Origin of the sequence: Kribbella sp. NPDC004875 (assembly GCF_042873375.1) — a bacterium.
In the GTDB taxonomy this organism is placed as follows: domain Bacteria; phylum Actinomycetota; class Actinomycetes; order Propionibacteriales; family Kribbellaceae; genus Kribbella.
Window position 1 is genome coordinate 808,053 of record NZ_JBIALI010000001.1, and the last position, 23,741, is coordinate 831,793.

26 protein-coding genes and 1 pseudogene are annotated in these 23,741 nt (G+C 69.3%); 12 read left to right on the forward strand and 15 right to left on the reverse strand.

The window, feature by feature from the left end; all coding sequences use genetic code 11:
* Positions 1 to 66 precede the first annotated feature (66 nt).
* Genes uraD (ACFYRH_RS03760) through guaD form a run of 5 tightly spaced genes read left to right on the forward strand, consistent with a single transcriptional unit; the run spans position 67 to position 7,862 of the window.
* A complete protein-coding gene (gene uraD / locus ACFYRH_RS03760) occupies positions 67 to 1,992 on the forward strand; it encodes a 2-oxo-4-hydroxy-4-carboxy-5-ureidoimidazoline decarboxylase (protein ID WP_387767575.1) in 1,926 nt (641 codons plus the stop codon).
* Complete coding sequence (locus ACFYRH_RS03765; RefSeq protein ID WP_387767578.1) at positions 1,989 to 3,425, forward strand: xanthine dehydrogenase small subunit; 1,437 nt, start codon at positions 1,989 to 1,991, stop codon at positions 3,423 to 3,425. Before uraD (ACFYRH_RS03760) ends, ACFYRH_RS03765 begins: the two co-directional genes overlap by 4 nt.
* On the forward strand, positions 3,422 to 5,761 hold the full coding sequence (xdhB, locus tag ACFYRH_RS03770) for a xanthine dehydrogenase molybdopterin binding subunit (RefSeq protein ID WP_387767581.1): 2,340 nt from the start codon (positions 3,422 to 3,424) through the stop codon (positions 5,759 to 5,761). Before ACFYRH_RS03765 ends, xdhB begins: the two co-directional genes overlap by 4 nt.
* Positions 5,749 to 6,585, forward strand: coding sequence for a xanthine dehydrogenase accessory protein XdhC (gene xdhC / locus ACFYRH_RS03775; protein WP_387767584.1), 837 nt, complete (start codon positions 5,749 to 5,751; stop codon positions 6,583 to 6,585). The genes xdhB and xdhC overlap by 13 nt, the downstream gene beginning before the upstream one ends.
* Positions 6,582 to 7,862 (forward strand): guanine deaminase, encoded by a 1,281-nt coding sequence (guaD, locus tag ACFYRH_RS03780; RefSeq protein WP_387767587.1) that lies wholly within the window; start codon positions 6,582 to 6,584, stop codon positions 7,860 to 7,862. The genes xdhC and guaD overlap by 4 nt, the downstream gene beginning before the upstream one ends.
* Positions 7,863 to 7,893: 31 nt before the next feature.
* Here guaD and ACFYRH_RS03785 read toward each other — a convergent pair whose 3' ends face one another.
* The 8 genes from ACFYRH_RS03785 to ACFYRH_RS03820 all read right to left on the reverse strand — a co-directional run bounded on the left by ACFYRH_RS03785 (position 7,894) and on the right by ACFYRH_RS03820 (position 13,976).
* Positions 7,894 to 8,847, reverse strand: coding sequence for a hypothetical protein (locus ACFYRH_RS03785; protein WP_387767590.1), 954 nt, complete (start codon positions 8,845 to 8,847; stop codon positions 7,894 to 7,896).
* Between the two features lie 102 nt (positions 8,848 to 8,949).
* The gene (locus ACFYRH_RS03790) at positions 8,950 to 10,302 is read right to left on the reverse strand and encodes an 8-oxoguanine deaminase (protein ID WP_387767593.1); all 1,353 of its coding nucleotides are present in this window, start codon (positions 10,300 to 10,302) and stop codon (positions 8,950 to 8,952) included.
* Positions 10,303 to 10,306: 4 nt separating this feature from the next.
* Positions 10,307 to 11,200 (reverse strand): factor-independent urate hydroxylase, encoded by an 894-nt coding sequence (pucL, locus tag ACFYRH_RS03795; RefSeq protein WP_387767596.1) that lies wholly within the window; start codon positions 11,198 to 11,200, stop codon positions 10,307 to 10,309.
* Between the two features lie 5 nt (positions 11,201 to 11,205).
* Entirely contained in the window at positions 11,206 to 11,523 is a 318-nt protein-coding gene (gene uraH / locus ACFYRH_RS03800; RefSeq protein ID WP_387767599.1) for a hydroxyisourate hydrolase, read from the reverse strand.
* A complete protein-coding gene (gene uraD / locus ACFYRH_RS03805; RefSeq protein WP_387767602.1) occupies positions 11,520 to 12,008 on the reverse strand; it encodes a 2-oxo-4-hydroxy-4-carboxy-5-ureidoimidazoline decarboxylase in 489 nt (162 codons plus the stop codon). Before uraD (ACFYRH_RS03805) ends, uraH begins: the two co-directional genes overlap by 4 nt.
* 88 nt (positions 12,009 to 12,096) lie before the next feature.
* Positions 12,097 to 12,450 (reverse strand): helix-turn-helix domain-containing protein, encoded by a 354-nt coding sequence (locus tag ACFYRH_RS03810; RefSeq protein WP_387767605.1) that lies wholly within the window; start codon positions 12,448 to 12,450, stop codon positions 12,097 to 12,099.
* Positions 12,443 to 12,682, reverse strand: a complete 240-nt coding sequence (locus ACFYRH_RS03815) for a thiamine-binding protein (protein ID WP_387767607.1) — start codon at positions 12,680 to 12,682, stop codon at positions 12,443 to 12,445. The genes ACFYRH_RS03810 and ACFYRH_RS03815 overlap by 8 nt, the downstream gene beginning before the upstream one ends.
* A gap of 94 nt (positions 12,683 to 12,776) precedes the next feature.
* Positions 12,777 to 13,976 carry a DUF6986 family protein gene (locus ACFYRH_RS03820; protein ID WP_387767610.1) on the reverse strand — a complete coding sequence of 400 codons (1,200 nt, stop codon included), beginning with the start codon at positions 13,974 to 13,976 and terminating at the stop codon, positions 12,777 to 12,779.
* A gap of 117 nt (positions 13,977 to 14,093) precedes the next feature.
* Between ACFYRH_RS03820 and ACFYRH_RS03825 the strand changes: the two genes are divergently transcribed.
* Positions 14,094 to 14,858: an IclR family transcriptional regulator gene (locus tag ACFYRH_RS03825; RefSeq protein WP_387767613.1), complete on the forward strand. Its 765-nt coding sequence runs from the start codon at positions 14,094 to 14,096 to the stop codon at positions 14,856 to 14,858.
* A gap of 307 nt (positions 14,859 to 15,165) precedes the next feature.
* On the opposite strand, the gene ACFYRH_RS03830 is transcribed toward ACFYRH_RS03825, so the two are convergent.
* Together ACFYRH_RS03830 and fgd are read right to left on the reverse strand one after the other, a co-directional pair.
* Positions 15,166 to 15,744 (reverse strand): GNAT family N-acetyltransferase, encoded by a 579-nt coding sequence (locus ACFYRH_RS03830; RefSeq protein WP_387767616.1) that lies wholly within the window; start codon positions 15,742 to 15,744, stop codon positions 15,166 to 15,168.
* Positions 15,745 to 15,775: 31 nt separating this feature from the next.
* The gene (gene fgd, locus ACFYRH_RS03835) at positions 15,776 to 16,780 is read right to left on the reverse strand and encodes a glucose-6-phosphate dehydrogenase (coenzyme-F420) (RefSeq protein WP_387767618.1); all 1,005 of its coding nucleotides are present in this window, start codon (positions 16,778 to 16,780) and stop codon (positions 15,776 to 15,778) included.
* Between the two features lie 92 nt (positions 16,781 to 16,872).
* On the opposite strand from fgd, the gene ACFYRH_RS03840 reads away from it, so the two are divergent.
* The 3 genes from ACFYRH_RS03840 to ACFYRH_RS03850 all read left to right on the forward strand — a co-directional run bounded on the left by ACFYRH_RS03840 (position 16,873) and on the right by ACFYRH_RS03850 (position 18,880).
* Positions 16,873 to 17,196 (forward strand): hypothetical protein, encoded by a 324-nt coding sequence (locus tag ACFYRH_RS03840; protein WP_387767621.1) that lies wholly within the window; start codon positions 16,873 to 16,875, stop codon positions 17,194 to 17,196.
* A gap of 301 nt (positions 17,197 to 17,497) precedes the next feature.
* Complete coding sequence (locus tag ACFYRH_RS03845) at positions 17,498 to 18,328, forward strand: carbon-nitrogen hydrolase family protein (RefSeq protein WP_387767624.1); 831 nt, start codon at positions 17,498 to 17,500, stop codon at positions 18,326 to 18,328.
* A 51-nt stretch (positions 18,329 to 18,379) separates the two neighbouring features.
* On the forward strand, positions 18,380 to 18,880 hold the full coding sequence (locus ACFYRH_RS03850) for a methylated-DNA--[protein]-cysteine S-methyltransferase (protein ID WP_387767627.1): 501 nt from the start codon (positions 18,380 to 18,382) through the stop codon (positions 18,878 to 18,880).
* 5 nt (positions 18,881 to 18,885) lie between these two features.
* Here the strand turns inward: ACFYRH_RS03850 and ACFYRH_RS03855 are convergent, their stop codons facing one another.
* Positions 18,886 to 19,728, reverse strand: a complete 843-nt coding sequence (locus ACFYRH_RS03855) for a DUF72 domain-containing protein (RefSeq protein WP_387767630.1) — start codon at positions 19,726 to 19,728, stop codon at positions 18,886 to 18,888.
* 9 nt (positions 19,729 to 19,737) lie between these two features.
* On the opposite strand from ACFYRH_RS03855, the gene ACFYRH_RS03860 reads away from it, so the two are divergent.
* Entirely contained in the window at positions 19,738 to 20,691 is a 954-nt protein-coding gene (locus ACFYRH_RS03860; RefSeq protein ID WP_387767633.1) for a phosphotransferase, read from the forward strand.
* A 92-nt stretch (positions 20,692 to 20,783) separates the two neighbouring features.
* On the opposite strand, the gene ACFYRH_RS03865 is transcribed toward ACFYRH_RS03860, so the two are convergent.
* The 4 genes from ACFYRH_RS03865 to ACFYRH_RS03880 are packed head-to-tail and all read right to left on the reverse strand — an operon-like array spanning position 20,784 to position 22,680.
* Positions 20,784 to 21,158, reverse strand: coding sequence for a hypothetical protein (locus ACFYRH_RS03865; RefSeq protein WP_387767636.1), 375 nt, complete (start codon positions 21,156 to 21,158; stop codon positions 20,784 to 20,786).
* A 22-nt stretch (positions 21,159 to 21,180) separates the two neighbouring features.
* Positions 21,181 to 21,705, reverse strand: a complete 525-nt coding sequence (locus tag ACFYRH_RS03870; protein WP_387767639.1) for a hypothetical protein — start codon at positions 21,703 to 21,705, stop codon at positions 21,181 to 21,183.
* On the reverse strand, positions 21,695 to 22,243 hold the full coding sequence (locus ACFYRH_RS03875; RefSeq protein ID WP_387767642.1) for an AAA family ATPase: 549 nt from the start codon (positions 22,241 to 22,243) through the stop codon (positions 21,695 to 21,697). Before ACFYRH_RS03875 ends, ACFYRH_RS03870 begins: the two co-directional genes overlap by 11 nt.
* Positions 22,240 to 22,680 (reverse strand): hypothetical protein, encoded by a 441-nt coding sequence (locus ACFYRH_RS03880; RefSeq protein ID WP_387767645.1) that lies wholly within the window; start codon positions 22,678 to 22,680, stop codon positions 22,240 to 22,242. The genes ACFYRH_RS03875 and ACFYRH_RS03880 overlap by 4 nt, the downstream gene beginning before the upstream one ends.
* A gap of 100 nt (positions 22,681 to 22,780) precedes the next feature.
* Here ACFYRH_RS03880 and ACFYRH_RS03885 point away from each other — a divergent pair.
* Positions 22,781 to 22,892 (forward strand): annotated as a pseudogene (locus ACFYRH_RS03885) (ClpX C4-type zinc finger protein); the annotation flags it as partial.
* A gap of 229 nt (positions 22,893 to 23,121) precedes the next feature.
* Positions 23,122 to 23,730, forward strand: a complete 609-nt coding sequence (locus tag ACFYRH_RS03890) for a histidine phosphatase family protein (RefSeq protein WP_387767648.1) — start codon at positions 23,122 to 23,124, stop codon at positions 23,728 to 23,730.
* Positions 23,731 to 23,741: the final 11 nt, after the last annotated feature.

Here is a 23,741-nt window from a genome sequence, read left to right on the forward strand (position 1 = left end):
TCGGGTGCCATCGCGGCCGTAGGAAGTCGATGCTCGGGGCAGGTCAAACCCGAGGAGCGTGTCCCGATGAAGACAGTCCTGCGACCGTCCCGCCGCGCCAGCCGTCATCCTGTCGACCAGGTGCTGCCGCCCGGCAAGCTGGCCGTGTACGGCACCCAGCACGTCCTGGCGTTCTACGCCGGGGCGGTGATCGTCCCGATCCTGCTGGCCGGTTCGATCGGGCTCACCACCGAGCAGCTCATCCACCTGATCAACGCCGACCTCTTCACCTGCGGGATCGCCTCGATCATCCAGTCCGTGGGGTTCTGGAAGGTCGGCGTCCGGCTGCCGCTGCTGCAGGGCGTGACGTTCACCGCGGTGTCGCCGATGATCGCGATCGGTCTCGCGGCCGGTGGTGGGACCAACGGTCTGCTGGTGATCTACGGCGCCGTCCTGGTTGCCGGTCTGGCCACCTTCTTCATCGCACCGTTCTTCAGCAAGCTGATCCGGTTCTTCCCGCCGGTGGTGACCGGCTCGGTGATCACGATCATCGGTCTCGCGCTGCTGCCGGTCGCGGCCGGCGACGCGGTCGGCGGCGCCGGCCCGGACGCGGCTCCGACGAGCGGCAAGAACATGGCCTACGCCCTCGGCACGCTCGCACTGATCGTCCTGATCCAGCGCGTCTTCAAGGGGTTCATGGCGACCATCGCCGTCCTGGTCGGGCTGGTGGCCGGGACGCTGGTGGCCTGGGCGTTCGGCGACGCGCATTTCAGTGCGGTCGGCGACGCGTCCTGGGTCGGCGTGACGCAGCCGTTCTACTTCGGTTGGCCCAAGTTCTCGATCGCGGCGATCATCTCGATGGTCGTGGTCATGCTGATCACCGCGGTGGAGACCACCGGTGACGTGTTCGCGACCGGCGAGATCGTCGAGAAGCGGATCGGCCGCGAGGACATCGCCCGGGCACTGCGGGCCGACGGTCTGGCGACCACGATCGGTGGCGTCTTCAACTCGTTCCCGTACACCTGCTTCGCGGAGAACGTCGGCCTGGTCCGGTTGACCCGGATCCGCAGTCGCTGGGTGGTCGCCGCTGCGGGCGGGATCATGATCCTGATCGGGCTGGTGCCGAAGGCGGGGGCGATCGTGGCCGGCGTACCGCATCCGGTGCTCGGCGGCGCGGCGCTGGCGATGTTCGCGACGGTGGCCGTCGTCGGCTTCCAGACGCTCGCCAAGGTCGACTTCCACGACCACCGGAACGTGGTGATCGTGGCGACCAGCGTCGGCCTGGCGATGTACGTGACCGCGCAGCCGCAGGTCGCGCAGGCGGTACCGCACTGGGCCGAGATCATCTTCGGCAGCGGCATCACGCTCGGCAGCCTGACCGCGATCTTCCTGAACATCCTGTTCCACCACGTCGGTAAGAACTTCGGTCCGGCCGTGGCGGGGCAGCCGGGTGACACCATCCGGCTCGACCAGGTCAACACGATGAGCCGCGAGGAGTTCGTCGAGACGTTCGGCAGCCTGTTCCAGGGCCCGCGCTGGGCCGTCGAGCGGGCCTGGGACATGCGCCCGTACGCCGACACGCACGCGCTCCGGCGGTCGTTCCAGGAGGCGCTGTTCTCCGGGTCCCGCGCGGAGCAACTGGAACTGATCCAGGCGTATCCCCAGCTCGGATCGCAGTTCGTCGCCGACGGCCTGAGCGGCGAGGCGTCGCTGCGGGACCAGTCGGACAAGGGCCTGACGTTCCTCGGCGACCCGGAGCGCGACGAGCTGACCGCGATCACCGACGCGTACCGCGAGCGGTTCGGGTTCCCGCTGGTGATCTCGGTCCGGGACGCGGAGTCCTTCGAACGGATCGTCGAGCAGGGCCGCGAGCGGCTCGGCAACTGCGAGAACCAGGAGCATGCCGCCGCGCTGCTGGAGATCGCGAAGATCGCCGGCTACCGGTTCGACGACTTCGTGTCCGACGCCAACCCGATCCACAGCGCCCGCACCCGTTGGAGCAGCAACCGATGACCACGCAAGCCCTTCGTACCTCTGCCCTGACCGTGAACGGTGCGGTCACCGCGATCGGCGACGTACCGGTGCACACCACCGTGCTGGACTGGCTGCGCGACCGCGGCCTGACCGGCGCGAAGGAAGGGTGTGCGGAAGGCGAGTGCGGCGCCTGCTCGGTGCTCGTCGCCCGGCCCGGGACCGACGCGCCGACCGAGTGGACCGCGGTGAACGCGTGCCTGCTGCCGATCGCGTCGCTGGACGGCCAAGAGCTCATCACGTCGGAGGGACTGGGTTCGCCGTCCGAACTGCACCCGGTCCAGAAGGAGATGGCGGTCCGCGGCGGCTCCCAGTGCGGGTTCTGTACGCCGGGCTTCATCTGCAGCATGGCGGCGGAGTACTACCGCCCCGGCCGGGCAGCCGGCGACGGCGATCACGAGCACGGGCCGAACGGCTTCGACCTGCACTCGCTCAGCGGAAACCTGTGCCGCTGCACCGGCTACCGCCCGATCCGCGACGCCGCCTACGCCCTCGAGGACCCGACGGAGAACGACGCCCTGGCGGTACGTCGCAACTCGCCGGCCCCCGCCCCGGCGCCGACCGGTCTGGTCTCGGACGAGGGCGAGTTCGTCCGGCCCGCGTCGCTCGACGGCGTACTGGATCTGCTGGCCGAGCGACCGGAGGCGCAGATCGTCGCCGGGTCGACCGATCTGGGTGTGCAGGTGAACATCTTCGGATCCCGCCCGCCGCTGACGATCGCCGTCGACCGCTTGGAGGAGCTGCGTGAGTTCAGTTTCGGGCCCGGCGAGATCCGGCTCGGTGCCGCGCTGACGCTCACCGAGATCGAGCGCCGCCTGGCCGGTCGTGTCCCGTTGCTGGCCCAGTTGTTCCCGCAGTTCGCGTCCCGGCTGATCCGGAACGGCGCGACGATCGGCGGCAACCTCGGCACCGGGTCCCCGATCGGCGACACCCCGCCGGCGCTGCTCGCACTCGACGCCTCGCTGGTCCTGGCCTCGCGCCGCGGCGAACGGGTCGTCGGTCTGGCGGAGTACTTCACCGGCTACCGGCAGACCGTGAAGGCGGTCGACGAGCTGATCCGGACGATCGTCATTCCGTTGCCGTTGGCACCGATGACCGCGTTCCACAAGGTCGCCAAGCGGCGCTTCGACGACATCTCGAGCGTCGCGATCGGGTACGCCGTCGAGGTCGTCGACGGTGTGGTCCGGGACGTCCGGATCGGACTCGGCGGGGTCGCCGCGACCCCGTTGCGGGCCCGCGAGACCGAAGCGGCGCTGACCGGGAAGCCGTGGACCGAGGAGACCGTGCGGGTCGCCGCGGGCGTGATGGCCGCGGCGGGTACGCCGATGGACGATCACCGCGCGAGTTCGGCGTACCGCTCGGCGATGCTCGGCCAGTCCTTGCTGCGTTTCTACTTCGAGGGGGTGGGCGCATGAGCTCGCTGTCGGAACGGCCCGCTGCCGCGCTGGTCGGAGTACCGCTGCCGCACGAGAGCGCCGCGCTGCATGTCACCGGAACGGCCTTGTACACCGACGATCTGGTGATGCGGACCCGCGACGTCCTGCACGCGTGGCCGGTGCAGTCGCCGCACGCCCACGCTCGCGTCACCGCGTTGCGGGCCAAGCCGGCGTACGACGTACCCGGTGTGGTGCGGGTGTTGACGGCGGACGACGTACCCGGGGTGAACGACGCGGGGGTGAAACACGACGAGCCACTGTTCCCGGGTGAGGTGATGTTCAACGGGCATGCGGTGTGCTGGGTGCTCGGGGAGACGCTGGAGGCGGCGCGGCTCGGGGCGTTGGCGGTGGAGGTCGAGTACGAGCCGCTGCCGTCTCTGGTGACCGTTCGCGAGGCGATCGAGGCCGAGAGCTTCCAGGGCATCGGGCGGCACCTGGAGCGGGGCGACGTCGAAGAGGCGTTGGCGGGGGCGGCGCACGTGTTCAGTGGCGAGTTCGAGTTCGCCGGGCAGGAGCACTTCTACCTGGAGACGCACGCGGCGCTGGCTCTGGTGGACGAGTACGGGCAGATCTTCGTGCAGTCCAGCACGCAGCACCCGTCGGAGACGCAGGAGATCGTCGCGCATGTGCTCGGGCTGGCCAGCCACTCGGTCACGGTGCAGTGCCTACGGATGGGCGGTGGGTTCGGTGGCAAGGAGATGCAGCCGCACGGGTTCGCCGCGATCGCCGCGCTGGGCGCGACCCTGACCGGGCGACCGGTGCGGTTGCGGCTGAACCGGACGCAGGACATGACGATGTCCGGCAAGCGGCACGGGTTCCACTCGTCCTGGACCGTTGGATTCTCCGACGACGGCAAGCTGGTCGCGCTGGACGCTGTGCTGACCGCGGACGGCGGGTGGAGTCTCGACCTGTCGGAGCCGGTGCTGGCGCGGGCGATGTGCCACATCGACAACGCGTACGAGGTCCCGCACATCCGGGTCGACGGTCGGATCGCGAAGACCAACAAGACCTCGCAGACCGCCTTCCGCGGGTTCGGCGGCCCGCAGGGGATGCTCGTGATCGAGGACATCCTCGGCCGCTGCGCCCCACTTCTCGGGTACGACGCCCTGGACCTGCGCCGGCGCAATTTCTACCAGCCGGGCGACTCCACGCCGTACGGGCAACCGGTGCGGCACGCGGACCGGTTGGAGTCGTGCTGGTCGCAGGTGCTGTCTGTTGGTGAGGTCGAGGCGCGGGCTTCGGAGATTGCCGAGTTCAACGCCTCGCAGGCGCACGTGAAGCGCGGTCTGGCGCTGACGCCGGTGAAGTTCGGGATCTCGTTCAACCTGACGGCGTTCAACCAGGCGGGCGCGCTCGTCCACGTCTACAAGGACGGGTCGGTGCTGATCAACCACGGTGGCACCGAGATGGGGCAGGGACTGCACACGAAGATGCTGCAGGTCGCCGCCACCACACTCGGCGTACCGCTGGCGCGGGTGCGGCTCGCGCCGACGCGGACCGACAAGGTGCCGAACACGTCCGCGACCGCCGCGTCGTCCGGCGCCGACCTGAACGGTGCCGCGATCAAGAACGCCTGCGAACAGATCCGGGAGCGGCTGGCCCAGGTCGCCGGCGGGAAACTCGGGATCAGCCCGTCGGACGTCCGGTTCGCCGACGGCGTCGTCCGCGGGCTGTCCGGCGACGGAGTCGACTGGAACGAACTCGTGGGGATGGCCTACCTGCAGCGCGTGCAGCTCTGGGCCGCCGGGTTCTACCGCACCGAAGGACTGCACTGGGACGCGAACGCGATGCGCGGCGAACCCTTCAAGTACTTCGCGTACGGCGTCGCCGCGTCCGAGGTCGAGGTCGACGGGTTCACCGGTGCCTACACGCTGCGCCGGGTCGACATCGTGCACGACGTCGGGGACAGCCTGAGCCCGCTGATCGACATCGGTCAGATCGAGGGCGGGTTCGTCCAGGGCGCCGGGTGGTTGACGCTCGAGGACCTGCGGTGGGACGAGAGTGCCGGCGAGCGGCGCGGGCGGTTGTCGACGCAGGCCGCGAGCACGTACAAATTGCCGAGCTTCTCGGAGATGCCTTCGGTCTTCAACGTGCACCTGCTGGAGAAGGCGCACGAAGAAGGCGCCGTCTACGGCTCCAAGGCTGTCGGCGAGCCGCCGCTGATGCTGGCGTTCTCGGTTCGCGAGGCGTTGCGGCAGGCTACGGCGGCGTTCGGACCGGCCGGTACCAGCGTCGATCTCCCGTCGCCGGCCACACCCGAGGCCGTGTACTGGGCGCTCGACCGCGCGCGAGGCGGTGTGTCATGGAGTGGGTAAAGGCCATTCAGATCCTGCGGGCCGGGCGTCGGCCTGGGGTGCTCGTCACCGTGATGTCGGTGCGCGGGCATGCACCGCGTGCGGCGGGCGCGAAGATGGTTGTTGCTGCTGACAACGTTTGGGCGACTGTTGGCGGCGGCAACTTGGAGGCGTTGGCCGTCGAGCGGTCGCGGGCGATGATCGCCGACGGGGCGTCGGTTCCTGAGGAGCTGACGGCGGCGCTGTCCGACAAAGCGCCGTACCAGCATGGGGTCCAGTGTTGTGGTGGTGAGGTGAGGTTGTTGCTGGAACCGTTGCCGGTGGTGCCGTCGGTGGCGATCTTCGGGGTCGGGCACGTCGGCCTCGAGCTCGCCCGGATCCTCGCGCGGCACGACATCGAGCTGCATCTCGTCGACTCCCGGCCCGATCAGCTGACCGTGGATCGGTTGGCCGTGCTGGACGACGCGATCGCGCAGGTCCACGTTCACAACGTGCCGGTCCTGCCCGAGCTGGTCGTCGGTGAGCTGCCACCCGGGACGCACGCACTGATCATGACCCACGACCATGCGGAGGACGCCGCGCTCTGCGACGCCGCGATCCGCAACGAGGCGCTCGCGACGATCGGGCTGATCGGGTCCAGCGCGAAGTGGGCCCGCTTCCAGCGCAAGCTCGCCGAGGACGGCAACACCCCGGAAGCGATCGCCCGGATCACCACGCCGATCGGCATCCCCAGCGTGACCGGCAAGGAGCCGGCTGTCATCGCGGTCGGCGTCGCTGCCTGGCTGCTCGAACTGTTCACCGCCGAGCGTCGCCCCGCCTCGGCTCATCGTGAGGCGAAGGCATGACTCTTTACCGTGGCACGTTCATCGACACCCCGGAGAACCCGTTCGCCGGCGCCGGCCTGCGGGTCGCCGTCGACGCCGGGGTGCTGGTCGATAACGGCATGATCGTTGCTCGCGGCCCGTTCCTGGAGATCCGCGAGGCACATCCCGCCGAGCAGGTCGTGGACCTGCGGGACGGCGTCGTACTCCCGGGCTTCGTCGACACGCATGTGCACTTCCCGCAGATCCGCGCCGTCGGCGGTCTCGGGCTGCCGTTGCTCGAGTGGCTCGACCGGTACGCGCTGCCGGAGGAGGCGCGGATGGCCGACACGGCGTACGCGGCGAGCGTGGCCGACGAGTTCGTCCGCGGGCTCGCGGCCGCGGGGACGACGTCGGCACTCGTGTTCGGCGCGCACTACGCGGACGCGGTCGACGCCCTCTTCAGCTCCGCGTCGAAGGTCGGTCTGCGGATCACCTCCGGCCTGGTCCTCAGCGACCGCCTGCTCCGGCCGGAGCTCCTCACCACACCGGTCCGCGGGTACGCCGAATCACTCGCGATCGCGAACCACTGGCACGGCGTCGGCCGCAACCGGTACGCCGTGACGCCCCGCTTCTCGCTCTCGTGCACCGACGAACTGCTCGCGACCTGCCGCGGACTGATGGACGCGATCCCCGGCGCACTGTTCACCTCACACGTCAACGAGAACGAGGCCGAGATCGCCAGCGTGGCCGACCTGTTCGGCGGGAGCGATTACGTGACGACGTACGACCGGCACGGCTTGGTGGACCGCCGTACCGTACTCGCCCACAACGTCCACCCGACCGACGTGGAACTCAAGCTGCTCGGCACGAGCGGAGCTGCGGTGGCGCACTGCCCGACGAGCAACGCGGCGCTCGGCAGCGGGTTGTTCCCGCTGCACCGGCACCTGCAGCACGGCGTACGCGTCGCTCTGGGCTCCGACGTCGGCGCCGGCACCGGCTTCTCGCTGCTGAAGGAGGGCCTGCAGGCCTACTTCTGCCAGCAACTCCTCGGCGATCAGGGCCGCCCGCTGACCGCCGCCCACCTCCTCTACTTGTCCACCACCGCCGGCGCCGAGGTCCTCGACCTCCCCGAGGTCGGCCACCTCTCCGTCGGCCACCGCTTCGACGCCCAACTCCTGCGCCCCAGCGAAGGCTCCCCCTTAGCGGTAGCCATCACCCACGCCGAAGACACCGAAGAGGCCCTGGCCCGAATCTTCACCCTGGGCACCCCCGCCGACGTCCAGGCCGTCTGGATCGACGGCGACCTCCTCCACCACTGACCACGCACCCCCATTGCGGACCTCGGACAAGCTATTGGTTGTCCGAGGTCCTCGCCGCCTGTCCACGTAGTCCCCGCCAGAGCCGGTCAGCCGTGCGGTGGGGCTGGTTGAGATCGGACCAGCCGACTCGGATCATGCCGTAGCCGCGCTCGCGGAGCCGGTCCTCGCGCCATTTCTCAGCGCGAACGACGTCTGCGCCGGCGTCGTACTTCAGAGCTCCGTCGAACTCCACCACGAGGACCCCGCCGAGCAGGAAGTCGACGCGACCGATCAGTCGCTCGGTCTCGTCACGGATCTCGACCTGCAGCTCCGGCGTGGGCAGACCGTGATTCGCCATCAGTACGCGGAGTCGTGACTCGCCGACCGACTCGCTCAGCCCGTCCGCGAACAGGACAGCCGCACGCGCCGCCGCCGTACCTGGCCAATGCTGATGACGCCGCACGACGGCTTCGAGCTGCTCCGGTGTCGTCAGACCGAGCCGAAGCGCCGCGTCGGCCAGCACCACACCGACCTCGTACGACGTGCCGCCCGCCGTCTCCACGATCGCCCGCTCGACCCGCGTCACTCGCAGACCGGCACACTCGACGACCTCGTCCGCAGCCACCGGCGACCGATGCAGCCGCACGTGTCGTCCTGCTCGCCCACGACCCGTCACCGGGCGGGTGAAGTGCGCCTTCGCAAGGTCGATCCCCCAGATCGGCAAGCCATGAAGAACCGCAGCCGACTGATGGCTGACCACGACATCACGCAGCCGCTCGTAGGCCATCCGCACGCTCAACCGATGCAGGCGCAGCGAGCGATCCCACGGTGGCTCGTCCGGCGGCCAGTCCCGAGGCTCGACGTACGAGTTGTAGGTCAGCCGCTGCCACTGCCGGGTGCGCAACCGGTGCTCCAGCCCGCTGGCGCTGTACCCGGCGGCGAGCGCGTCGGCTCGGGTGAACCAGCCGCCCCGCGCGGCGGCGGCTACTGCCAATCTCCTGTTCATGCCCAAGAACATGCACCGAGCACACCACCCCAGAACGACCGATTCGGCAGTTTGTGGACAACCCCCGCGGACCTCGGACAGCCAATAGCTTGTCCGAGGTCTTCAGCGGATGTCCGCAGTCAGCAGCGCCTGGGTACGGGCGGCGGCGCTCGCCAGCGTGGCCTCGTCGGCTGTGAGGAGTACGTCGTGTTCTACGACGGGGCGGCCGTTGGCGAGAAGGAGCGCGAGGGGTGGGGGTGAGCCTAGGACGAGCGCGGCGACGGGGTCGGGGAGGCCAGCGTGAGGGAGGGTGTTGAGGTTCCACACGGCGACGTCTGCGAGTTTGCCGGGCTCTAACGAGCCGAGGTCGTTCGCGCGACCGAGGATGCGGGCGCCGTCCAATGTGGCCATCTCCAGGGCGGCGCGGACGGTGAGGGCTTGCGGGCCGCCGCGGGCCCTCGCGAAGAGGAGGGCGTGACGGAGTTCCTCGATGAGGCTGCCGGACTCGTTGCTCGCGGTGCCGTCGACGCCGAGGCCGACGGGGGCGCCGGCGGCGCGGAGGTCGGCGGTGCGGGCGATGCCGGCGCCGAGGCGGGCGTTCGAGCTGGGGCAGTGGGCGACGCCGGTGCGGGTACTGCCGAGGTGCTTGATCTCGGCGTCGTCGAAGTGGATGCCATGCGCGAACCACACGTCGGGCCCGGTCCACCCGAGCTGGTCGGCGTACTCGAGCGGCGTGCACCCGTACGTCGCGCGGCACCACTCGGTTTCGTCGGTCGTCTCGGCGAGATGCGTGTGCAGGTGTACGCCGTGACGCCGCGCGAGCTCGGCCGACTCGCGCATCAGCTCGCCGCTCACGCTGAACGGCGAGCACGGCGCGACGACGAGCTGCAGCATCGAGTCCGGCGACGGGTCGTGCCAGCGCTCGATCGCGGCCTCGGTCGCCGCGAGGATCTCGTCGCGGTCCTCGACCACCGAGTCCGGCGGAAGGCCACCGTCCTTCTGACCGCGGTCCATCGACCCCCGCGCGGGATGGAAGCGTAGACCGATCTCCTGCGCCGCGGTGATCTCCGCCGCGAGCAGGTCGCCGCCACCGCGCGGGAAGACGTAATGGTGATCGGCGGCGGTCGTGCATCCGGTCAGCGCGAGTTGGGCGAGCGACGCCTGCGCGGCGACGTACACGGACTCCTCGGTGATGCGCGCCCACACCGGGTACAGCGTGGTCAGCCAGCCGAAGAGCGTGGAGTCGACGGCGAGGCCGCGGGTCACCCACTGGTACAGATGATGATGCGTGTTCACGAACCCCGGTGTGACGAGACACCCGCGCCCGTCCAGCACGCGCGCATCGTCGTACGCCGGTGCCGGTCCGGGCCCGACCGCGACGAGCCGATTGCCATCAGCAACCACATGGCCGACGAACTCGCGCCGGGCCGGATCGAGGGTCGCCACGTGGGCGCCCTCGATCACGATCCTCGCCATGGCGTCAGCAGAACCCTGGTACGGCGTGCCACGCACTGCCGGCGTCGCTCGCGTCGTCGCGGGTCACGCTCGCCTCGATCAAGCCGTACGGCCGGTCCGCGGCGATGAACACCTCGCCCGGGTTCTCGACGTCGAACGGCGAGAGGTCGACGAGGAAATGGTGCTTGTTCGGCGCCGAGAACTTGATCTCGGCGACCTCCGGGTGCTGCTCGAGCACCGCCTGGCCCATCCCGTACAGCGTCTGCTGCAGCGCGAGACTGTGGATCTTCGCGAACTGTTCGAGCAGCAGTCCCTTGATCTCGTCGTACGACTTGTCCCAGTCGACGTCGGTGTGGTCGTAGCGCCAGCGCGCGACCAGCGAGGTGGCCAGGATCCGGTCGTTCGTCTCCTGCAACGTCGTGTACTTGTCCTTCAGGAACCCGTGGAACTCCGAGCCGGTGGACTTCAGCACCACCAGGTCGTTGATCCCGGACACCACGTACGCCTTCCGGTCCGCGCCGCGGCCCTCGACGTTCACCACCGTGTTCCGGACACCGGCACCAGACCGTACGAACGCGTGATCGTGGTCCTGGATCCGCTCCCAGGAGTATTCCTCGACCTCGATCCGCGCGCCTTCGGCGGCCGCCGACGCGTCCAGGAAATGCGCGCCGAGGGCGAGCGCGTAGTCCTCGATCGCGTCGATGCCCTTCTCCTTCGCGAACGCGAACGCGGTGTTCTTCTGGGTGTCGGTCGGCAGCACGTCGCTCTGGTCGCCGGTGGTGTGCGCGGCCTCGAAGTTCCCGCGCAGCGCGGTCGACACGTTGAGGTCGCGGATCTGGTGGCGAGGCGTGTCGCGGTAGATGCGGACGACGCGGCTCTCGGCTTTGCCGTACTGGTTGGCTCCCAGGTGGATGGCCATCGGGATCAGCTCCCTCGGTAGGTGGAGAACGCGAACGGGCTGAGCAGCAGGGGGACGTGGTAGTGCCGCTCGTCGGCGACCGTGAAGGTCACGGAGACCTCGGGAAAGAAGATGTCCTGGCCGGTGGATTCCGCGTACGCCGCGACGTCGAACCAGAGCCGGTACGTGCCGTGCTCGAGCGTCGGCGCGAGCTCGGCGATCCGGCCGTCGCTGTCCGTCGTACCGGTGGCTTCGAGCACGTCGCCGCGGTAGAGGCGGACGCCGAGGTTCGGCGCCGGCCGTCCCAGTGCGGTGTCCAGGACGTGGGTCGACAGGCTGCTCATGCGGTCACCACTTTCGCCAGCCGGAGCAGCGCGATCTTGCGCAGCTCTTCGTGGACGACGGCCGCCTCGGTCGCGTCGTCGTGGGTCAGGCGTTCCTTCAGGCTGTTCAGCATCTGTGCCGCCGAGAGTCCGGTGGCGCAGATCAGGAACACCCTGCCGAAGCGGTCCTCGTACTGACGGTTGCCCTCGGCAAGCGCCTGCCGGGACTCCGGGTCGACACCGGACTGCTCCTTGCGCGACCAGGCCGCCTCGGTGCTCGCGCCCTGCGGCCGGTCACCGATCCGCGGATGCGCCCGCAGAGCACGATCGACCTCGTTGTCGTCGAGCTCCCGGAGTGCCTGGTCGGCGACCGCGGTCAGTGCGGCGACGTCGGCGTACGGCCGCTTGGCCAGGATCGCGTCGACCCAGCGCGGCACGTCACAGCAGGCCGCCAGTTCCGGCCGCAGCCGGTCGGTCGGAGCGGAGTTGAACTCCAACAGGTCCACGGTCACACCTTCTCGAATCCCGAAATCGACTTTCCGTATGACGAGAGCGTGACATCCACCCTGCCCGTCGTCAACAGTTTGTTGAATATCAGCGGGCGCGGTTCAGGTAGTTGTAGACGGTGAAGCGCGTGACACCGAGCGCCTCGGCCACGATCTCCGCCGACTTCCGGAACTCGAACGCGCCGCGCGCCTCCAGCATCAGCACCGCCTGCTGCTTCTCCGACCTCGGAAGCTCGTTGAGCGGTCCGCCCAGCTCGTCCGCCACCTCCGCGAGCAGCCCCTGCACGCCACCCTTGGCCGGCAGGCGCACCGCGACCACCGGCTTCCCGTCCCACTCCAGCGGTACGTCGTCCGCGCGGGCGTCGGCCGGGTCGACGAGTTCCGCGTTCAGCCGTTCGATCAACGGGCCGATCGCCTGGACCAACGGGTGCTGCTCAGGCATCGCGGCGTACCTGCAACGTCACCTGGCTCGCGCCGCCGGCGAACGCGGCTTCGAGCACCTTCGGCAGTGCGGGCAGCAGCAGGTGCTGCTCGCCACTGACCTGCGTACCGAGCGGGCCGAACTCACAGTCGAGCCCGGCCTCCTCGGCGGCACGCAACGCCTCGGTGGCGTGCGCGGGGGGTGAACCCTCGACCTCGAAGGGTTCGGTGGTGAACTCCGCAACCAGTCGCATGTCGCGAGGCTAGAGCATGTCTCCCAATCCCACGCCGTAGCGAGCATGTGCCCGCCGAGTGCCGCGCAGTAGGCGTGGGGTTGGGAGACATGCTCTAACTCTCCGGGACCGCCCGGCGGGCGAGTTTGGCGAGACCGGTGGTGTCGAACTCGGTCGTGTCGATGGCGCCGCACTCGATCCCGCGGAGGACGAACCCGGCGAGCGCGGCCGCCGTCGCAGGTTCATCCAGGTAGCCGGACTCACCGTCACCGAGGTACGCACGCAGGCGCAGCGCAGCCTGGTCGAACCCTTCGCGATAGAAGAGGTACGTCGCGGCGAAGCGAGTCGGGAGCTGGGCGGGGTGCATGTCCCAGCCCTGATAGATGCCGCGCGCTAGTGAACGCCGTACCAGCCGGAAGTGCAGGCGCCAGGCGTCGTGGACGGCGTCGCCGACCGGGAGGACGTTGGTGGAGCCGTCGGACACGAAGACACCGGTGCCGGCCGCGGCGAGCTGCATGACGTCCTTGGCGTGGTCGGCGACCGGATGCTCCATGCTCTGGTACGCCGCCGCGACACCGAGCGAGGCGGAGTAGTCGTAGGTCCCGTAGTGCAGACCGGTCACCCGATCGCCGCCGGCCTTGATCATCCGGGCGATCAACGCGGTCCCGTCGGTACCGAGGATCGCCTGCGGGGTCTCCACCTGGATCTCGAACTTCAGCCGCGGTACGCCGTACTCGCGCTCGAGCGTCTCGAGGACGAAGACCATCGCCTCGACCTGCTCGACCGAGGTCACCTTCGGCAGCGTGATGACGAAGCCGTCGGTGATCGTGCCGAGATGCTTGACGACGAGGTCGAGGGTCCGGACGGCGCGACGCCTGGTTGGCGCTTCCAACGATTTGATCCGCAGACCGTAGTACGGGGTCTGGTCGGAGAATGTTTGAGCAGTGACGATCGCTGCGGCGTCCTCCTCTTCGTCGGGCCGGTTGCCGTAGCCGTCCTCGAAGTCGACGCGGAGGTCCTCGATCGGCTCGCGTTCGAGTTTCGCCCGGACCCGGTCGTACACCTCGTCCGCCAGCTCGGCCGGCAGGTCCAGCACCTTCGCGAACTCCACGGCCGACCCGGCGTGCTCGTCGAGCGCCGCCCGCGCCAGCGCGCCCCAGTCGGCCACCGTGCTCGCGTCGTACCGATCGGCCGGGACGTAGACGGTGTGGATCGGCTGGCGGACTCCTCGGTCACCGCGGTAGTCCGCAGCCAGCGCCGCGTCTGCGGCTGCCAACCGCCGGTCGAGCTCGGTCACCAGATCATCCAGGCTCATGCGGCCGCCTCCTCAGATTTCCGTATTGTGGAGACTAATATCTACTTCGTGGAAGATACAAGTCTTCGTGCTTCCGGGATCTGTCGCTAAACTTCCGTCATCCGGAAAGGAGCTTCAATGGCGGAGACGAACGGTGGCAAGGCACGCACCGGCAGCGTGCAGTCGATCGAGCGCGCGTTCGGGCTGCTCGAGACGATGGCCGACGCGGGCGGGATGATGGGACTGTCCCAGCTGGCCACGGCCTCCGGCCTGCCGCTGCCGACGATCCACCGGCTGGTCCGGACCCTGGTCGACCTCGGGTACCTGCGGCAGGAGCCGTCGCGGCAGTACGTGCTCGGACCGAAGCTGATCCGGCTCGGGGAGAGTTCGTCGCACATGCTCAGTGTGTTCGCCCGGCCGCACCTGGCGCGCCTGGTCGACGAGCTCGGCGAGTCCGCGAACATGGCGATGCTCGACGGCGACCAGATCGTGTACCTCGCGCAGGTCCCCTCCCGGCACTCGATGCGGATGTTCACCGAGGTCGGCCGCCGGGTCCTGCCGCACTGCACCGCGGTCGGGAAGGCGATCCTCGCCCAGTTCCCGGACGCCGACGTCCGCGAACTCCTGCACCGCACCGGCATGCCGCAGCACACCGACAACACCATCACCACGCCCGACGCCTTCACCACCCAGCTCCACCAGGCCGCCGACACCGGTTACGCGATGGACGAAGGCGAGCAGGAACTCGGCGTCCGGTGCGTGGCCGTAGCCGTCCCCGACGCCCCCTCCCACCTGGCCATCTCCATCTCCGGCCCCGCCGGCCGCATGACCGAAGACCTCGTCGAACGCGCCGTCCCCCTCCTCACCCAAGCCGCCAAGTCCCTCTCCGAGGACCTCCACTAACCCGGCTGTCGTCGGGGCCGGAGACAGGTACTGGTGGGGTGGGACCTGTTATTTCCTGTCGCAGGTCCCGGTACAGGTCTCAGGTCCCGAGTTGTGGCACGCACGGCGGTGGGTGACGCGCTTGCGGGGCGATGCAGGCTCCGCGAACGGCAGGCAGAGCGAGCAGGCGGCAGGCAGAGCGGGCGGGCGGCAGGCCGCAGGCGGGCGCTGCGGGCTGGCGCTGCGGGCTGGCGCTGCGGGCGGGAGCTGCGGGGTGCGGGCTGGCGCTGCGGCGGGTGGGCGCTGCGGGCGGCGGGCGGGCGGCGGGTTACTGGGGGGCGTAGGTTCGCCACTGCTCCGTGAGTTTGTAGCCGAGGGACTGGTTGGCCTGGAGGCTGGCCTGGTTGGCGGCGGCGCCGCCGGTGCTGAAGCGGGTGATGCCGATGTCGAGGAACGCCAGGATCGACGCGGCCTTGACCGCTTGGGCGACCCCGCGACGGCGGTGCGTCGACAGCACGGAGGTGAACGCGGTGTCGCCGAACCCGTCGTGGTTGCGGATCACCGTGGCGCCGACCAGGCGGTGGCCGTCGAAAACTCCGAAGACGCGGTGCTCGGGCCAGAGCGCCTGGGTGTCGGCGAGCTCGCCGACCACCCGATGCGTCGCCGGCGTGTACGGATAGTCCGCCTCGTTCGCCTTCTCCAGCGCGTGCAGGACCGGAGCCGACTCGGGCCCGAGCTCCCGAACGGTCAGTCCGTCGGCGGTCACCCGGCGTACGGCGGACTCCAGCAGCTCGCGGTCCGGGTCGAACAAGCGCACGGCCCAGGACTCGCCGACCACGCGGTAGCCGGCTGCTTCGAGCTCGGCGCACCGCGGGTCGTCGTCGCGAACGATCTGAAAGTCGGGCACGCGCCGATTGTCCGGCGCCCGGCCGTCAGGCTCAAGACAGTTTGCGCAGCAACGGCAGAACGTCTTCGGTGAACTGGGTCAGGAACCGCTCCTGGTCCTGGCCCGGACCGTGGACGACGAAGTGGTTGAACCCGGCGTCGACGTACGGCTGGAACTGCTTCACGACCTCCTCCGGGTCGGACGCCACGATCCACCGCTTCGCGACCTGCTCGATCGGCAGCTCGTCCGCGAGCCGCTCCATCTCGGTCGCACTCGTCACGCTGTGCTTCTGCTCCGGCGTGAGCGACAGCGGCGCCCAGAACCGGGTGTTCTCCAGCGCGGCCGCCGGGTCGCGGTCGTAGGAGACCTTGACCTCGAGCATCCGGTCGATGTCCTCGAACTTCTTCCCGGCCTTCTCCGCGCCCTCCTTCACGGCGGGGATCAGCTTGTCGTTGTAGAGCTCCATGCCCTTGCCGGACGTCGCGATGAACCCGTCGCCCGCGCGGCCGGCGTACTTCGCGACCAGCGGTCCGCCGGCGGCGACGTACACCTTGAGCGGGGTCTCCGGGCGGTCGTAGATGAACGCATCGACGGTCTTGTAGTACGGGCCCTCGGAGCTGACGCCGTCCTTCGTCCACAGGTCGCGGATCAGCTGCACGGCCTCCCGCAGCCGGGCGAACCGCTCCTTGAACTCAGGCCACTCCATCCCCGACACCGCGATCTCGTTCAGCGCCTCGCCGGTGCCGACGCCGAGCATGACGCGCCCGGGGTACAGCTCGCCGAGGGTCGCGAACGCCTGCGCGATGACGGCCGGGTTGTACCGGAAGGTCGGCGTCAGCACCGACGTACCGAGCAGCACCCGGTTGGTCCGCTCACCCACCGCCGCCATCCAGGCGAGCGCGAACGGGGCGTGGCCGCCCTCGTGCCGCCACGGCAGGAAGTGGTCCGACACGGTCACGCTGTCGAGCCCGAGTTCCTCGGCCCGGACGGAGTACTCCACCAGCTCGCGCGGCCCGAACTGCTCCGCCGACGCCTTGTACCCGACTCGAATGCTCACCCTCTGCTCCAAACCTCGTCTACGCGTACTCCTGATGACAACCGCGTCACGGTCCGACTTTATGCCGCCCCGGGTCGCTACCATCGACGGCTGTGTACGCCAACGACGCACGAGTGCTGGGTCTGATCGGTACGACGTTCCGCGCGGCCGGACTGCCGGCCATCCGCGTGACCGTGCCGGCCGCCCTCGCCGAGCGGGCCGTCGCCGCCTGGGAACACGACGACACGAGCGCCCCACTGGGTCCCGAGGACGCGTTCGCGCGCCTGCAGCGGCAGCGTGCCGGGGCGCTCGCGCTGATCGGTCTGTCGATCACCGAGACCGGGAATCTCGACCCCGACGGGAACACCGTCGTCGACCTCAGCCCGGAACTGATCGGCGTCGCGATGGACGCGGCGGACGACGTCCTGCGTCGCTGACGATTTCTGTCCGAAGGCCGAGTTAGGATGTGGGCTCCGGCGCGGCCCGCGCCTCACCTTCGTCGACCGGCCCCAGCTCGGTCACACTCGAGAAGGCAAAGGGACTTCCTGTCTCGGGCCGCCTGTCCTGGTCGACCGCCTCGGACGGGATCGCTGGGGGATCGCGGACGAGTGCGTGGAAGGCCAGATGACAGCGCACAGGAACTTCAAACAACGGGTCCGTGCCCGTGCCGCCAAAACCGGCGAGTCCTACACGACTGCCCTCCGGCACTTCCGTCCAACTCCGACAGGAGAACCAGACATGCCGGAAATCGTACGAATCGCCGCGACCCAGTCGACGGTCCGGGAAGACCCCACCGACGGCGCCCTGCTCCGGGAGAGCGGCGACGAGGTCCGCGCCCTGATGCGGCAGGCCGCCAAGGACGGCGCCCGGATCGTGCACTTCACCGAGGGAGCCATCTGCTTTCCGAGCAAGCGTGTGATGTCCGAGCTCGGACCCGACGAGATCGGACCGTCCGACTGGACCAAGGCCGACTGGACGGCCCTGCAGGGCGAACTTGACCAGATCGCCGCGCTCTCCCGCGAGCTCGGGATCTGGACCGTGATCCCGTCCGTGCATCAGGTGCCCGACACCCGACCGCACAACAGCATGTACGTCCTGTCCGACCAGGGCAAGATCGTCGCCCGGTATGACGAGCGCATGCTCTCCACCACGAAGGTCACCTGGATGTACTCGGCCGGCAAGGATCCGGTGACGTTCGACGTGGACGGAGTCCGCGTCGGGCTCATGCTCGGGCTGGACGTGCTGTTCCCGGAGCTGTTCACCGAGTACGACCGGCTCGGCGCTGATGTCGTGCTGGTGTCGTACGCCAGTTCCGGCGGCTCGAACGATCACATCGGGGTGCAGGTGCGCGGGGCCGCCGCGAACAACACCTCCTGGGTCAGCCTCGCGGCGACTGCCGACCCGAACGCGGGCCTGGCGTCCGGTGTGTCCGGCCCAGGCGGGCAGTGGCTGGTGCAGTGCGCGGCCGACGGCACCCCGTCGGTCGCAGTCGCCGAGTTGCAGACCGACGAGGTCACCAAGATCGGCCGGGACTTCCGGCAGCGGACTCGGGAGCGCGTCGGCTTGTAGTCCGCACACGTCTGGTCCTCACACGTCCGGGTGCGGGCGCGTTCTACCTGTATGAACAGGCACGCGATTGTCAGCACCCGGATCGGGGACCTCACGCTGGTCGCCGCGGACGACGTACTGGTCGGGATCTACTTCCCGCACCACTGGGTGAAGCCGACGGTTGAGACGCTGGGTGAGCGGGTCGAGTCGACCGACCCGCTCATCACCCTCGTCGTCGAGCAACTGGAGGAGTACTTCGCCGGCGAGCGGATCACGTTCGACCTCCCGACCCGGCTCGCGGGCGACGAGTTCCAGCGCCGGGTGTGGACGGTCCTCGAAGAGATCCCGTACGGCGAGACCACGACGTACGGCGAGATCGCGGCACGACTCGGCGAGCCGCCGCACCAGGCGCAGGCGGTGGGGAAAGCAGTCGGGCAGAACCCGTTGTCGATCGTGGTCCCTTGCCACCGGGTGATCGGGAAGAACGGGTCGCTCACCGGATACGCCGGCGGGCTGAAGCGGAAGCAGTTCCTACTGGACCTCGAGCAGCCGGTGGGGGCGCGACTCTTCTGAGGCCGTCATCCTTCGGTGGCGGCCGATTCGATCCCCAGGCGAGCAGCCAACCGCTCGGCGTCGTAGGGCGCGTGCACCTTGACGTCGTTGTCGAAGTACACGTAGGTGTCACATTTGCAGGACCGGATCTTTCGGGCCCAGCGCGCCAGCGACTTGTCGTCGTACCCGCTGACGTAGAGCTCCTCGGCGCCGTGCAGCCGGACGTACGCGAAGCCGGCGGTCACGTCCTCGAACATCGGCCACTTTCCGGCCGTGTCCGCGCAGACCACCGCAATGTCGTGCTCCCGGGCCAACTCGACGAACTTCCGGGTCTTGAAGCTGTCATGCCGGACTTCGATCGCGTGCCGCAGCGGGATATCGACCTTCGCCTCGAGCAGCGCCCGGTCCTTCATCCGCTCGTCGTGACCTTTGGCGACCTCGGCGGCCGCACGCGTAGTGCGCGGCAGTTGTGCGAAGAACGCGGCGCAGCGATCGGCGTCGAACTGGAAGTTCGGCGGTAGTTGCCACAGGACCGGCCCGAGTTTGTTGCCCAGTGCAAGGACACCGGAGGCGAAGAAGTTCGCCAGCGGCGCGTCCACGTCGGCCAGCCGCTTGACGTGCGTGACAAAGCGCGGACCTTTGACCGAGAAGACGAAGCCGTCGGGAGTCTCGTCGTACCAGCGTTGGTAGGACGACGGTCGCTGGAGGGCGTAGAAGGAGCCGTTCAGCTCGATCGAGTTCAGGCGGTTGGACGCATACTCGAGTTCCGCCCGCTGCGGGAGACCTTCGGGGTAGTAGACCTTGCGCCACGGTGGATAACGCCAGCCGGAGATCCCGACCCGGTACGGGGTGTCCGGCCACTGTGCCATCCTCCGATTATGACCTTGCAGATCGACCGCGGCTCCTATCCCGAGGCGCGGACCCCCTGGGAGGAGCCTGCGTGGCGTACGGCGGCGCTCGACTGGCTGGAGCGGGAACTGGCCGTGCTCGGCGTCGGCGAGACGGGTCCGCGGCGGGTGCGGCTGCGGCCGTGGTCGGTGATCATCCGGGTCGAGGCGGAGCGACCGGTGTGGTTCAAGGCGGCGTCACCCGGGAGCGCCTTCGAGCCCGCGCTCGCCGAGGCACTGGCCCGCTGGACGCCCGGGCAGGTGCTCACGCCGTACGCCGTCGACACCGCCCGCGGCTGGTCGCTGCTGCCGGACGGCGGACCGATGCTTCGCAGCCAGCCGGTCGATGTCCGGCACTGGTTCGAGGTCTTACCGCAGTACGCCGAGTTGCAGCGGGGACTCGTCGCGCGGGCGGAGGAGTTGCTGGCGCTCGGCGTACCCGATGCGCGGGTTGCGGCGCTGCCGCTGCTCTTCGACGCGACGTTGGACCGTAACCGGAGTCTGAGCGGGGAGGATCGCGAGCGGTTGCGCGAGTTCCGGCCGCGGTTGGTGGCATGGTGCGATGAGCTCGCGGAGATCGGCGTACCGGATTCGCTGGACCATGCGGATCTGCACGACGGTCAGATCCTGGTGGCGGGGGCCGGGCGGTACACGTTCTTCGACTGGGGTGATGCGAACGTGGGGCATCCGTTCTGCAGCCTGCTGGTCGCGCTCGGCCGGGCGGCCGACGAGCACGGCGCGGAGGTCGTCACACGGTTGGAGGACGCGTATCTCGAGCCGTGGACGGCGGGCGGATACGCGCTGCCGGAGCTGCGGCGGGCGGCCGAGCTCGCCCGGCGCCTCGGCCAGCTGACTCGTGCCGGCTCATGGGGCCGCCTCTTCCCCGCCGCCGCGACCATCGGAGACCCCGAACGCGCCGCGGCCTTGCTCCGGATGATCGAGTAGCGGATCCCGAGGCCATCACCAGTGGCGCGTTCGCGCCCGCTCACGCCTGACGATGCCGCCGGCGGCTGCTTGTGATGGCGTGGAGGTCCGGGTCAGGTCGGAATCCAGGCGGGCCACCACGGCGGGACGTTGCCCGGGCAGATACCGGGCGACGCGGCCGGGGTGCCTTGCCACGAGAACAGGGCGAGGTCGGCGATCGCGAGGGCGATAGCGGCCGCGACGAGCGAGAACAGGAACGCCTTCCCGGCGTACCGGAAGACCAGGGTGAACAGCACCAGGTTGACGATCAGCGCCAGCGGCAGGCCGAGGAACAGCAGCGTCAGCCCGTTCGGCATGCTCCCGGCGACATCCACGCGGCACGCCTTCCACGCCCGTGACGTGATCACCACGAGCCCGAACGCCGCCCCACCACCGACCACCACCGCAAGGAACGACTCTCCCTTGCTCCCCTTCGCAGCAAACGCCATGAGGATCACCGTAAGTGATCCGTCACCCCACTTCACCTTCCCCGGCGCGGCCCACCTCGAGCGGGTGCAGATCGACCGGAGTGAGCACCCACCGGAACCCGTACTTCGGCGTTGCGTCGCGGTCCACTGTGTCCGGCGCGAAGTACTCGCCGATCAGACTCAGCAGGCGCTCGTGGAACTCCGCCACTCGCTCCCCCGGGACCCGCCCGGCATGCTCCCCGCTGTCTTGCACGAACCCGGCACCGAACATCCCGGCCGCCGCATCCGCATACGCCTGCACGTAGTCCTGCTCGCTCGATCCGGGCAGCTCGGTCCACGTTCCACGTTCAGGCGCCGGCCGCTGCGCGAGCTCCGCGCCGGCCGCCGTACGACGCCAGACGCCCCCGTCCTCCTCGACCCGGCCGGCGTCGCGCAGCTTGCCGAGGTACCAGAGGACGCGCGCATCCGTCACGCCGAGCGCGTCTGCCAGCTCGGTCAACGACCTCGGCACCTGCAGCAAGCCGACGATCCCGCGTGGCAGATCGGATGTTTCCCACTCATTGCTCATGCGAGAGATTCCTCCTGGCGAGGGTGGTCAGGATTTCGCTGGCGACCTGGGCGATCGGGGCGGTGGCATCGATGAGGAGAGCGCCATAGCGGGCATTGTCGGTGTCGACGTTTGCGTGCCAGGTGAGCACGCGACCCAGTTCGGCGCGGGTGGACCCGAACCCGCCGGGGCGGCCTGCGAGTCGCCGGCGCAGGGTCGGCGCGTCGACGCTCAGGCTGACGACCGCGTCGAACAGGTCCCAGATCTCGGCTTCGTTCCCCGTCGTCCCGCAGATGAACGTCAGGCCGGCGGCCTCGTCCGCGATCCGGCGCACGGTTTCCACCGGCAACCGATACGTGTGCTCCGCGAACCAGGCGTCATCCCGGTACGACGGCATGCTCACCTCGGCGCCGGACGCGTTCTCGAACCAGCGCGCGAGGCGGTCGACGTCGAACACGCCGTACCCACGTCGCCGCAGCTCATCGCCGACCGTAGTCTTCCCGGATCCCGGTGAGCCCGTCACCAGGACCAATCCTCGAGAGTCCAGCGCGGTGGTCATTTCGGGGTCGGAGGCAACCACATGATGGTGGTCGCCTGCTCGGGGTCGTCCAACTCGTGCGGGACGACGACCACCTGGTCCTCGTCCTCATAGATCACCCGCCCCGGCGCCGCCGAGGTGTACCGCTCGCACGGAAGGTTGTGTGCGGCAAGGATCACGAGGTACTGCGGGATCGGCTCGAACAACCGAACCGCGGACGGCTTGAACCATGCCACCGCGTGCGGGTTGACGTCCGGGTCGTACACCGCCGGGTCGACGCTCGCGGGATTCAGGTACGCCGCGTCGTACCAGGCATTCGTCGTACGCCGGAACTCCTCCTCCGCCGCACTCAGCAGCCCGCGTTTCCCCAGCATGTTCATCAGCCCGAAGATCCCGATCCGCCGCCCGCGCCGATCGGGGACCGGACTCTGATAGCGCACATACCCCGCACCGTCCACGCGCCGATTCTGCCCTGTCACCGGTCCTTGACCAACGAATCTTGTCAGGGCTAGCCTGACAAACGTGTCAGGGTGATCCTGACACGATGGGAGGAGAACGATGGCTGACAACGTGTTGCGGTGCTCGTTCTGCGGGAAGCAGCGGGACGAGGTGCAGCGGCTGATCGCCGGGCCGGGCGTCTTCATCTGCGACGAGTGCGTGGCGCTGTGCGAACGCGTGCTGAACGACCAGCCGCTGCCGTCCTTCCCGCCGTTGGACGGGAAGAGCGACGACGAGTTGCTGGCCGACGTGGCGCGACTCGACGCGTCCCGCGGGCAGGTCGAGCTGGCGGTACAGGACCGCGTGCAGCGCCTTCGTACCCGCTCGGTCACGTGGGCGCGCATCGGCGAGGCGCTCGGTATCAGCCGCCAGTCCGCGTGGGAACGCTTCTCGGGGGAAGAGTGACTCGAGTACTGCTGGTTCGGCACGGGGCGGTCGACGGCGAGCAACTCGATGCCGAAGGCTGGTGGGGCCCAGCCCGCGACTTCGCGCCGCTGTCGGCAGTCGGGGTCGAGCAGGCGCGCGAGGTCGGCCGACGGCTGCGCGGGTGTGGGGCGCGGCGGATCGTTTCCTCACCGATGACCCGGGCGCTGCACACCGCGAGCCTGATCGCGGCGGAGACACAGCTCCCTCTGGCCGCCGTCGAGGTCGATCTGCGCGAGTGGCTTCCGGACTCGACGCTGACCTGGCGATCGGCCGAGGCCTTCGCCGCGGCCGAGGATTTCCACCGGCACGACGGCGAGTGGCCGGCCGGCGAGACCCGGACCTGGGAGCCACAGTCCTCGGTACGCCGCCGCGCGCTCGACGCCCTGCACCGCCAGGCAGCCCTCGACGCCACCCCGTTCATCGCCGTCTGCCACGGCATGCTGATCGAGTCCCTCACCGAAACCACAGGCATCGAACACTGCGGCATCCGCGACCTCAACCTCAACCACACCACCCACCGACCCGCGATCCCGTTCCTCCCTCAGATCACGGCAGCGCCCCGGCCGAACGGGGACCGATCCTAGGAATTTCCATG

Bases quoted from the DNA above. Each gene is read 5' to 3' on its own strand.
- uraD (WP_387767575.1), top strand. From the start codon at position 67: ATGAAGACAGTCCTGCGACCGTCCCGCCGCGCCAGCCGTCATCCTGTC.
- ACFYRH_RS03765 (WP_387767578.1), top strand. From the start codon at position 1,989: ATGACCACGCAAGCCCTTCGTACCTCTGCCCTGACCGTGAACGGTGCG.
- xdhB (WP_387767581.1), top strand. From the start codon at position 3,422: ATGAGCTCGCTGTCGGAACGGCCCGCTGCCGCGCTGGTCGGAGTACCG.
- xdhC (WP_387767584.1), top strand. From the start codon at position 5,749: ATGGAGTGGGTAAAGGCCATTCAGATCCTGCGGGCCGGGCGTCGGCCT.
- guaD (WP_387767587.1), top strand. From the start codon at position 6,582: ATGACTCTTTACCGTGGCACGTTCATCGACACCCCGGAGAACCCGTTC.
- ACFYRH_RS03785 (WP_387767590.1), bottom strand. From the start codon at position 8,847: ATGAACAGGAGATTGGCAGTAGCCGCCGCCGCGCGGGGCGGCTGGTTC.
- ACFYRH_RS03790 (WP_387767593.1), bottom strand. From the start codon at position 10,302: ATGGCGAGGATCGTGATCGAGGGCGCCCACGTGGCGACCCTCGATCCG.
- pucL (WP_387767596.1), bottom strand. From the start codon at position 11,200: ATGGCCATCCACCTGGGAGCCAACCAGTACGGCAAAGCCGAGAGCCGC.
- uraH (WP_387767599.1), bottom strand. From the start codon at position 11,523: ATGAGCAGCCTGTCGACCCACGTCCTGGACACCGCACTGGGACGGCCG.
- ACFYRH_RS03810 (WP_387767605.1), bottom strand. From the start codon at position 12,450: ATGCCTGAGCAGCACCCGTTGGTCCAGGCGATCGGCCCGTTGATCGAA.
- ACFYRH_RS03815 (WP_387767607.1), bottom strand. From the start codon at position 12,682: ATGCGACTGGTTGCGGAGTTCACCACCGAACCCTTCGAGGTCGAGGGT.
- ACFYRH_RS03820 (WP_387767610.1), bottom strand. From the start codon at position 13,976: ATGAGCCTGGATGATCTGGTGACCGAGCTCGACCGGCGGTTGGCAGCC.
- ACFYRH_RS03825 (WP_387767613.1), top strand. From the start codon at position 14,094: ATGGCGGAGACGAACGGTGGCAAGGCACGCACCGGCAGCGTGCAGTCG.
- ACFYRH_RS03845 (WP_387767624.1), top strand. From the start codon at position 17,498: ATGCCGGAAATCGTACGAATCGCCGCGACCCAGTCGACGGTCCGGGAA.
- ACFYRH_RS03850 (WP_387767627.1), top strand. From the start codon at position 18,380: ATGAACAGGCACGCGATTGTCAGCACCCGGATCGGGGACCTCACGCTG.
- ACFYRH_RS03855 (WP_387767630.1), bottom strand. From the start codon at position 19,728: ATGGCACAGTGGCCGGACACCCCGTACCGGGTCGGGATCTCCGGCTGG.
- ACFYRH_RS03860 (WP_387767633.1), top strand. From the start codon at position 19,738: ATGACCTTGCAGATCGACCGCGGCTCCTATCCCGAGGCGCGGACCCCC.
- ACFYRH_RS03865 (WP_387767636.1), bottom strand. From the start codon at position 21,158: ATGGCGTTTGCTGCGAAGGGGAGCAAGGGAGAGTCGTTCCTTGCGGTG.
- ACFYRH_RS03870 (WP_387767639.1), bottom strand. From the start codon at position 21,705: ATGAGCAATGAGTGGGAAACATCCGATCTGCCACGCGGGATCGTCGGC.
- ACFYRH_RS03875 (WP_387767642.1), bottom strand. From the start codon at position 22,243: ATGACCACCGCGCTGGACTCTCGAGGATTGGTCCTGGTGACGGGCTCA.